The organism is Salinicola corii (assembly GCF_008298015.1).
Lineage (GTDB): Bacteria > Pseudomonadota > Gammaproteobacteria > Pseudomonadales > Halomonadaceae > Salinicola > Salinicola corii.
On the sequence record NZ_VTPX01000030.1, the window covers coordinates 1 to 8,592 of the forward strand.

Annotated in this window: 10 protein-coding genes; 5 read left to right on the forward strand and 5 right to left on the reverse strand. The window is 63.1% G+C overall.

All coding sequences use genetic code 11. From position 1 onward, the window contains the following. Positions 1–553: 553 nt before the first annotated feature. From F0A16_RS21600 to F0A16_RS21620, 5 genes are all read right to left on the reverse strand, one after another. On the reverse strand, positions 554–1,213 hold the full coding sequence (locus F0A16_RS21600; RefSeq protein ID WP_149438121.1) for a glycosyltransferase family 2 protein: 660 nt from the start codon (positions 1,211–1,213) through the stop codon (positions 554–556). A 46-nt stretch (positions 1,214–1,259) separates the two neighbouring features. Beyond that, positions 1,260–1,865, reverse strand: coding sequence for an SAM-dependent methyltransferase (locus F0A16_RS21605; protein WP_223119859.1), 606 nt, complete (start codon positions 1,863–1,865; stop codon positions 1,260–1,262). Next, a complete protein-coding gene (locus tag F0A16_RS21610) occupies positions 1,862–2,653 on the reverse strand; it encodes a PIG-L deacetylase family protein (protein ID WP_149438123.1) in 792 nt (263 codons plus the stop codon). Before F0A16_RS21610 ends, F0A16_RS21605 begins: the two co-directional genes overlap by 4 nt. After that, complete coding sequence (locus tag F0A16_RS21615) at positions 2,650–3,774, reverse strand: acyl-CoA dehydrogenase family protein (RefSeq protein ID WP_187776112.1); 1,125 nt, start codon at positions 3,772–3,774, stop codon at positions 2,650–2,652. The genes F0A16_RS21610 and F0A16_RS21615 overlap by 4 nt, the downstream gene beginning before the upstream one ends. A 157-nt stretch (positions 3,775–3,931) precedes the next feature. Beyond that, positions 3,932–4,756, reverse strand: a complete 825-nt coding sequence (locus F0A16_RS21620; protein ID WP_149438125.1) for a manganese catalase family protein — start codon at positions 4,754–4,756, stop codon at positions 3,932–3,934. A 294-nt stretch (positions 4,757–5,050) separates the two neighbouring features. Here F0A16_RS21620 and F0A16_RS21625 point away from each other — a divergent pair, with 294 nt between their 5' ends. The 5 genes from F0A16_RS21625 to F0A16_RS21645 form a co-directional block, all read left to right on the forward strand. Then, on the forward strand, positions 5,051–5,752 hold the full coding sequence (locus F0A16_RS21625) for a tetratricopeptide repeat protein (RefSeq protein ID WP_239023929.1): 702 nt from the start codon (positions 5,051–5,053) through the stop codon (positions 5,750–5,752). A 530-nt stretch (positions 5,753–6,282) separates the two neighbouring features. Next, entirely contained in the window at positions 6,283–6,909 is a 627-nt protein-coding gene (locus F0A16_RS21630) for an NUDIX domain-containing protein (protein WP_149438127.1), read from the forward strand. 88 nt (positions 6,910–6,997) lie between these two features. Further along, positions 6,998–7,444, forward strand: a complete 447-nt coding sequence (locus F0A16_RS21635; RefSeq protein WP_149438130.1) for a DUF1249 domain-containing protein — start codon at positions 6,998–7,000, stop codon at positions 7,442–7,444. Then, complete coding sequence (locus F0A16_RS21640; protein WP_149438132.1) at positions 7,444–8,166, forward strand: phosphodiesterase; 723 nt, start codon at positions 7,444–7,446, stop codon at positions 8,164–8,166. Before F0A16_RS21635 ends, F0A16_RS21640 begins: the two co-directional genes overlap by 1 nt. A 146-nt stretch (positions 8,167–8,312) precedes the next feature. Next, positions 8,313–8,592: phosphoadenosine phosphosulfate reductase domain-containing protein (locus F0A16_RS21645; RefSeq protein WP_187776113.1), on the forward strand; the 280-nt coding region annotated here is incomplete at its 3' end.

Below are 8,592 nucleotides of genomic sequence, written 5' to 3' on the forward strand. Positions count from 1 at the left end.
CTTCGTCCTTGAATTCCGGGGAGTATCGGTTGCGGGTCTTCTTCATCGAAGCGACTTGCCTTGTCATGGGTAACCTCGTATCAGTGTACTGTCTTAACGAGGTGTCCACTGTCGGTGGGCAAGATCATTGCAGAGCCTGCGCCGGCAAGGCCTCATCGTCACGCGGAACAGTACGGTTGAAATACCCGATTGGGAGCGTCTCAAGGCATTCGCGGAATTTTCAGACGACTATCTTCACATGAATTTGCTGAACGAGAGCCGGGAACCGTAGCAGGGAGTGGTTCTTCCCCATCGGCTAACCTTTCCTTGCAAAACATAATGTATTTTACCTGTATCTTAAAATAGATGAATCCTGCCTTTCCCGGGTAAGGACATACTGTAAGCGTCAGGACGACGACGAGCCGGTATTCGACGCATCGAGCGGAAGTGTCGAATATCGGAATGCCAGGGAAGGCGCCGAGGCCCTGACAAAGGGATTTGTCAGGGCTTCACCTTGCTCGATGTCCCGGCTCGTGATTCGCGCAGCGCGACACGCGGCCCTTCCTTTTCCGTTTCAGGATATCCCCTGTTCCAGCGAATTCAGTAACGCTCCCATGCCCTCAGGCGCCCTGGCTTTGCGTCGCGAACTGGTCTTGACGCGCATTCCGTGTAGCCAGTCGATGGTAAAACCATGCTGCTTCAGCGTGCCAATGAAGCGGACGTCTTCATGGGCGACCAACGGAGCGAAGCCGCCCACGGCGAGATAGGCAGCGACACTCACGCCGAGATTGGCACCATGGATATGCCTCCCGGCCGTCACGGATCGACGGTGGGAGAGGTATCGCCGGCGGAGTTCCGTCGAGAGCGTCGCCCAATCGAGCAGATGGACGCCGCCGCACACCGCGTCGGCACGACTGGCGAGCTGTCGTACCAGCCAGTCCGGCTCGACGATCGTATCGGCGTCGGTAAACGCCAGCCAGCGCGCGCCCTGGGTTATCAGCCAGCCTGCGCCGTTATGGCGGGCAAGCCCCACATTGGTGTAGTCGACTTCGATGGTGTGGACGCCGGCCTGACGGGCGATCGCCGCGGAGCCGTCACGGCAGGCATCCAGCACGATCGCGATTCGAACGGGTTCGGATTGCAAGGCCGGATGAGCGGCGGCGACCTGTAGCGAGGCGATACAGGCACCGAGCATATCTTCCTCGTTGTGCGCGGGTACCACGATACCGATCAAGGCGCGGGACTCCGCAGGGCTGGGTATTGCCGGGATGTCGCCAGCGTCATCTCGACTCTCCCGCCGGCACGCTTCCTGGTGCCTCCACGGACCACAGCTCGATGCGAAAGTCCGGCTCGACCAGGCTCGACCTGGCGGCCAGCCCCAGGTGTTCGTGCAGACGCTGGTGCACGGCATCGCCGGACCGGTAGCCGTCGGCGAGGGGGTGACGCCAGTGGCAGGCGATGAAATCGCCGGCGGGCCGAAGCGCGCGTCGTAACGCTCGCACCGTGGTCGCCAGCACCGCCTCGTCCAGGTAGTAACCTATCTCGCTGAAGACGATCAGGTCGAAGGCGGCCACGGGCAGGGTGGTGGGAAGCTCGCGTCTTTCGAACCGCACGTGATCGAGATGTCCGAGCCGCTTTCTGGCGCTGGCCACGGCGCTGGCGCTGGCATCCCAGCCGGTGAAGATGTCGCAGCGCTGGGCCAGCTCCGCGCTCAGGGCGCCGACCGAACAGCCGGGCTCGAAACCGTGGTGGTAGCGTCCCCGGGGCAGCAGGGCGAGGGTCAAGGCGCGCTTTCGGGCCTCGTACCAGCGTGTGTCGCATCCCCATGGGTCGGCCGAGTCGACGTGGAGCCGTTCGAAATGGGCCATCAGCCGGACGTCGCTCATGCCAGCACCACCTCGTGATCCTGCATGAGACGGGAGAGCGTGGACGACGACAGGACGGCGGGCCGGCCAGTCGATGGGTCGGGTTCGCACTGGCTGGCGTGCTCGGTCATTGCCGCTCGCTTGCGCGCGAGTTGATCGTCATCGACGGTAACGCGCCGGGCCCGGTGCCAGGGGACACGGCTGTCGCCAGGCTCGGCCCAGTGCCACATCCAAATCGGCAGTTCGACCAGCCCCAGGCGGCGGTCGTCGGCGAGCTGGGCGCAGACGCGCCCCGTGGCCTCATGGTCCGGGTGACCGTCACCTCGCCAGGTGGTGACCAGCACGTCGTCGGGCCGCAGGAGTCGATGCAAGCGATAGGCCAATTCATGGCTCTCCTCGCCGACCCGGGTGTCGGTGAGGTGCAGCCGGATGACGTCCACCTCCTCGAGACCGAGCCGCGACAACGCCCGCCGGCTCTCCTCGGGGCGTATCCGTCCCAGCCGCTCCGGCGGCCAGGCGGAAGAGCCGGGGTGACTGCCGGTCCCCTCCGTGACCGCCACGATCAACAGCTCGCGACCCAGTGCCGACCACTGCTGCAGCAGCGCGCCGCAGCCGAGAATCTCGTCGTCGGGATGAGGGGCGACCATCACGGCGCGGAAGCCGACGGGTACCAGCGTCCCGGCATCGACCGCGGGAAGCGCCGAGAGCCCCCGCCATTGCCGCCACTCGGCGAGCAACGTGCCGTCGCCGACGATTCGGCGGTCATCGGCGGCCGAGGCTGTTTCGGATCCCACTGCGTCGTCATTCATGACATCAATCTCCATCCATGGTGAGGGGGGACGTCACCGGGGGCCGTCGCCTTGTTCTCCTGGCGCCGCTGCAGCAGGTCGCGGCCTATCGACTCGAGATCCCGCTCCGCATGGGTCTGGCGGACGAAGACCGGCAGGTCCGCCATCATCCGGGCGAAGGCCGCGTCGCGGCAGTAGGGCGCGGCGCCCAGCGCCCGCCCGGCGTGCTCGATGATCGTGGCGACCATGTCGTCGATCGCGGCCCTGACCGAGAGGGCGAGAAGACGGGCGTTCTCTTGCGGATGAGCATCGACCCAGGCGGCAGCCTCGCGCAGCCTCGAAGCGCCGTTGTGCAGCGCCACCTCCACCATGCCGAGATGGGCCAGGCGATGGGGATCTTCCGGGGTGGCTCCCGTCAGCAGGGTCTCAGCGATGCGCTGCGCTCCGCCCCACCAGCACGCCGCAACGCCAATACCGCCCTGCCAGAAGCCGGGGCGTCGAAGGTATGCCTCGGGATCGCCGACCAGGGTGGCCTCGACGTTCTCGAACTCGATCTCGACGCTGGCAGTGGCGGCCATGCCCACGGCCGACCAGCCTCGCTGGGTTACCTGAACGCCGGGCCGGGAGAGTTCCACGGCGGCGAGGCAGGGGGTCTCCTCGAGCCAGCCGGTGACCAGGGCGTGAGTGACAGCGTGCGCCCCGGAACACCACGCCTTGGTGCCGTCGAGAACGACGGCGTCGCCATCGACCAGTGTTCCCGGCCGTCCGGATGCCGGCCTCAGCGTCAGGCGGGCGAAAGGGGGCTCCGCCGCCCAGACGCCCCAGCGTGCCGTGGCGGGATAGCGTCCGGGCTGGGATATCTCGGCGAGAATCGCCAGGGCATCGGTATGGCCCTCGAACAGCTTGGCCAGACCGAGATCGAGCGCGGCGATATCCGATAGATGCTGCCACCGGACCAGCGTTCTCCCCCGCGCGGGAAGCTCGAGCCGGTCGAGTCGCGATGCCACGAGATGCCGAAAGCGCCGCGCCAGCGACTCGGGATCGGCAGCGGGACAGGGCCAATCGGCGGTCAATCGCGGCAGGCAGCTGGCGGAATCGCGCTCGGGAAGGGCGAGTGTCTTTGCCACCGTCGTCTGGGACACGGCTTCCTACCTCGTCAGGCGGCTGGGACCGCCGCTCATCCATGAGAATAGTCGCTACCGGCATTTTCACCCGGCGTATCGAACCGCGACACGCCGGGTTGAGCGCCCACCCTCGGGAGTGGGCGCGTCACGGGAAGCGCCGCCGGTCGATCTTCGACTACATCTGCTCTTTCTGAGCGCCGGAGTGTTCCCTGGCCTTGCCCAGCGAAGGAGCCTGTCCCTCCGGTTCCGGCTTGTCTCGTGTCGAGTATTCCCCTCGGCCATCCAGTGAAGGTCCTCGATTCCAACGTCCCTCGGGCGCCTGCTTGTCGGTCAAGGTATTGAGATAGTAGTAAGAGTGCTCGGTGGCCTCGTGAGCTTCCGGAGTCGAATTGGGGATCGGCAGGTTTTTCTCGAAACCGCCCAGCTCCTCGATGACCGCGAGCCACTGCTGCTGGTGATAGGTGTCGCGAGCGATGAGAAACGACAGGAAGTCCTGCATTCCTTTATCGTCCGTCCAGTTGTACAGACGGGTCGCCAACACGCGACCTCCCGACTCGGCCGCGACATTGGCCATCATGTCCGCGGCGACGTTGCCGGTCGCGTAGACATGGCTCATGTCGAACGGAACGCCGTTGGCGTTGACCGGCATGGCGGAAAGCCCGGACGACAGCAGGTGGCGGGGATTGGCACCGCCGAGGATAGCGTTGATGATCGGGTCCTTGGCGGACTCTTCCTGATAGGAGACCGGCGCTCCTTCCAGGTTGAGCGCCACGGCATGACCCAGCATTTCGATGTGGGAGAGTTCCTCGGTCGCGGTGGACATCAGCAGATCGCGGATACGGTCGTCTCCTCGGGCCCCCATGGCCTGGAAGAAATACTGCATGGCGACGCGAATCTCGCCTTCGATACCGCCGATGGCTTGCTGCAGCAGCATTGCGAATTGCGGGTCGGGCTTGTCTACCTTGACGGGATATTGAAGTTTCGATGAGTGCTGAAACATGGGTCGTCTCCAAGAGAGAAGGGGTCGGTTCCTTGACGCACCCTGAAGCTAGTCGAATCGAAAAACGGTGTTGGTAACCCAGATTAAAAAGGGCGCGGAATCGGCCGGGCTTTTCATGTGGGTTAATCCTTGAGGCAGTAAAGGGGCGGAAAAACCTCATCCGCCGAGCCGCTTTTGCGCCATGGACTGGAACAGGAGGTCACCGTCGGGCCGGGACCATGCGACTAAAACCCTATAGTGGTGAATTCAAACGCTCGTTAGATTGCAACGATGACCCGTTCAGGAGTGGCACCGATGGCTCTTTCAGGTATCGCGGCAATGGAACGACAATGGCGGCAGCGCTTTTCTTGCCACCGCCCCTGGCGCCGGCCGGTGCTGCGGATCGGCTTGGTGGTGGCTCTCCTGTTCGCGGCGACCGCCGCCGTGGCGCAAGCGCCGGACCCGACCCTGTTCTCCCTCATGCAGCGATGGGGCAACGTCGAATACCAGATGCAGGGTGACGCCCGTTTGAAGGCATTCGAGGACCTGGCCAACGAGGCCGATGCGCTGGCCAGGAATCAACCGGACAATGCCCATGTACTGACGGCTCAGGGGGTCGTTCTGGCATCCTACGCCAAGGCGAAGGGCGGCCTGGGGGCGCTGGATCTGGCCAAGCGGGCGCGCACGGCGCTGGAAGAGGCAATCGCCATCGATCCCCAAGGCGAGAACGGCTCGGCCTACGTGACGTTGGGCGCGCTCTACCAGCACGCGCCGGGTTGGCCGCTTGCGTTCGGCGATTCGGACAAGGCGCGGGAGTTGCTGCAGAAGGCGGTGGGTATCCGACCCGACGGCATCGATACCAACTTCTACTATGCCCAGTATCTGGAAGATGAAGGCGAGCATGGCGAAGCCCTCGACTACGCACGGCGAGCCGTGGCCGGGCAGGCGCGAGCGGATCGTAGCTCCGACGAAGCGTTGCGCCGGCAGGCCGAGCGTTGGCTCGCCGAACATCGGTAAGCCCGTTCCGCGAGCGTTCTCGACCGGCGCTCGCAAGCTTCAGTAGTGTTTCGTGTTCAGTAAGCGGAAAAACTCATGGGTTACCACCTCCCAGGCGGCCCGTGGTCAACGGGTTTATCAGCCCCAGCCGCGAGGCGGCGCGATACTGGATGCGCTGCTTCTACCGGATCGTCAGTAGGTCTTTGACGTCGCGTAGCGCCACGAAAAACTGATCGTCGTAGAGGTCGCCCGCGGGTAGGGTGATCTCAGTTTCCATGTCTAACGCTATTGAAGGGGGCTCGGGCCAGCGCCCGATGTCTTGAGCGCCCCGGCGTAAACTTCCAATGGTGCGCGCCAGTCCCGTGTCTCGCGTGGCCGCGTATTCAAAGCCTCGGCGAATTGCCGAACTCCCCATCGTGATGCAGCTTGGATGTTGACGGAGAAGAGTGCACCTGGCCCCGGGGAATCCTCTGTGACGGAATCTTTTGGTGCCGGTTGGAATTGCCTACCGGTGCCGCAATAATGAGTCTCCAATGCCAAGGAGCCAAGCAATGGGTCATGAGATCGTCCCGGTCAACCGCTTCGACGCCAAGGATGTCGAGCGCGTAGAGGGTCAACAGCTCTACACGGGTTTTTTCGATCTCGAGAAGCGTCGCCTGCGTCACCGGAAATTCAATGGCGAATGGAGCGAGGTTCTGGATCGGGAGGTTCACGTTCGCCGTGATGCGGTGGGCGTACTACTCTATGACCCGGCTCGGGACGAGGTCGTTCTGGTCGAGCAGATTCGTGCAGGCGCCCTGGATGACGACGCGTCTCCGTGGAAGCTGGAGCCGGTAGCGGGCCTGATCGAACCGGGGGAATTTCCCGCCGACGTCGCCCGGCGCGAAGCGCGGGAGGAGGCCGGGTGTGAGGTCCGAGAGTTGATCGAGCTTCATCGTTATTACCCCAGTCCCGGTGCGTGCACCGAGCAGGTCACCTTGTTCTGCGGTTTGATAGACAGCAAAGGCATCGGTGGCGTGCATGGTTTGGAAGACGAACACGAGGATATTCTGGTTCACGTCATGTCGTTCCCGGATGCCTGGGATCGATTGATGGCGGGCCAATTGGACAATGCCATGGCGTTGATTGGCTTTCACTGGCTGGCGCGCGAGCGCGCCACTTTGAGAGCCATGGCCTAGCGCGAAAGGGCAGTGGTCACAAGGTTGAGTTAGGGTTGGCTGTCCGCGTTCGCGCCATTCACAGGCCGTCAGGCGCCAGGAGAACTGCATGAGAAAGACTGCTTACGTTACGGATCTCAAGACGCTCCAGGCCGAGTGCAGCAGCAATTATCTGCGGCTTTGCCGTCTCGTCATGGATATGGAGCCCGGTGAGATCAAGGAAGTCCCGCTCGCGGGAGAGCATGCCCGTTTTGGCACGCTGTGGTTCGAGGTGCTCGAACAGGCGCCCTATACCACGGTCGCGCGGGTGTCCCAGACCGGGGTTCTCGACAGCTTCGTCGACTCCCCGCGGATGACGGTACATCTCTATCACGATGCCGATATGGCGGAAGTGACCGATTTTCAGCGTCAGCGCCATTTCCAGGGGCGCTATCGCTACCCCAATCCTCAGATGCATCAGCCGGACGAGAAACTGCAGATCAATCGCTTTCTGGGCGAATGGTTGCAGCACGGGCTGGCACATGGGCATGCCGCCAACGTGCCGGAAATGCCCTGATGCGTCTGATCCAGATTACCGACTGCCATCTGTTGGCCGATCCTCAGGGCGCTTCGCGCAAGGGCTTGCCATTACGTCAATTACGGGCGGTGCTCGAGCGCGTGCGGGCATTGGGGCCCGATGCGCTGTTGGTTACCGGTGACGTGGCCCAGGATGAGACTTCGGCGGCCTATCGTCATGCCAGCCGGGCGTTTGCGTCCGTGGGCTGTCCGTGGTTCTGGATTCCTGGCAACCACGACCAGCCGGAGCTGATGGAAGAGTGCCACCCTTTTCATGAGAAGCTCGATCTCGGCAGGTGGCAAGTATTGCTGTTGAACTCGCGTATCAGCGGCCAACCCGGCGGAGAACTGGGACAGGAGCAATTGCAGCGTCTTGCGCTGCAGCTCGAGGCCGACGACCGGCCGGCGCTGATTGCTGTGCACCATCCACCATTGGATATCGGTTCGGTGTGGATGGATGCGATCGGGCTGAAGGATCGGGATGCCCTATGGCAGACGCTTTCCCCCTATCCCCAGGTCAAGGCGTTGATCTGCGGTCATATCCATCAGGCGTTCGCCGCATGGCAGGATGTCGTGGCCGTCTATGGCTGCCCGTCGACATCGGATCAGTTCCTGCCGAAGAGCCACGAATTCACGATCGACGAGGCGGCGCGCCCCGGCCTGCGTGTCCTGGAGCTTCGTGGCGAGAAGCTGTCGACTTGGGTCGAACGGGTCGATCTCTGATCGGTTATAACCAAAAACGCTTTTTGAATCATCTTTGATTCTTTGACGTTATTACCAATGTCTCGCTAGGGTTTGCCTCCCAGGAAGCCCATATTCTTATTCAGTCTTGCCATCTCGGTATTGATGGCGACCGTGAGACACCGACCATGACAGCTCCTATCGTCAGCGCTCAGCGCCAGACCCATCTCAAGCAGCTCGAAGCCGAGTCCATCCACATCATTCGCGAGGTCGCGGCCGAGTTCGGCAATCCGGTGATGCTCTACTCGATCGGCAAGGACTCCTCGGTGATGCTGCACCTAGCACGCAAGGCGTTCTATCCCGGTCCACCGCCGTTCCCGCTGATGCACGTCAACACCACCTGGAAGTTCAAGGAGATGATCGAGTTCCGCGACAAGATGGCCGCGGAGGTCGGCATGGAGCTGATCG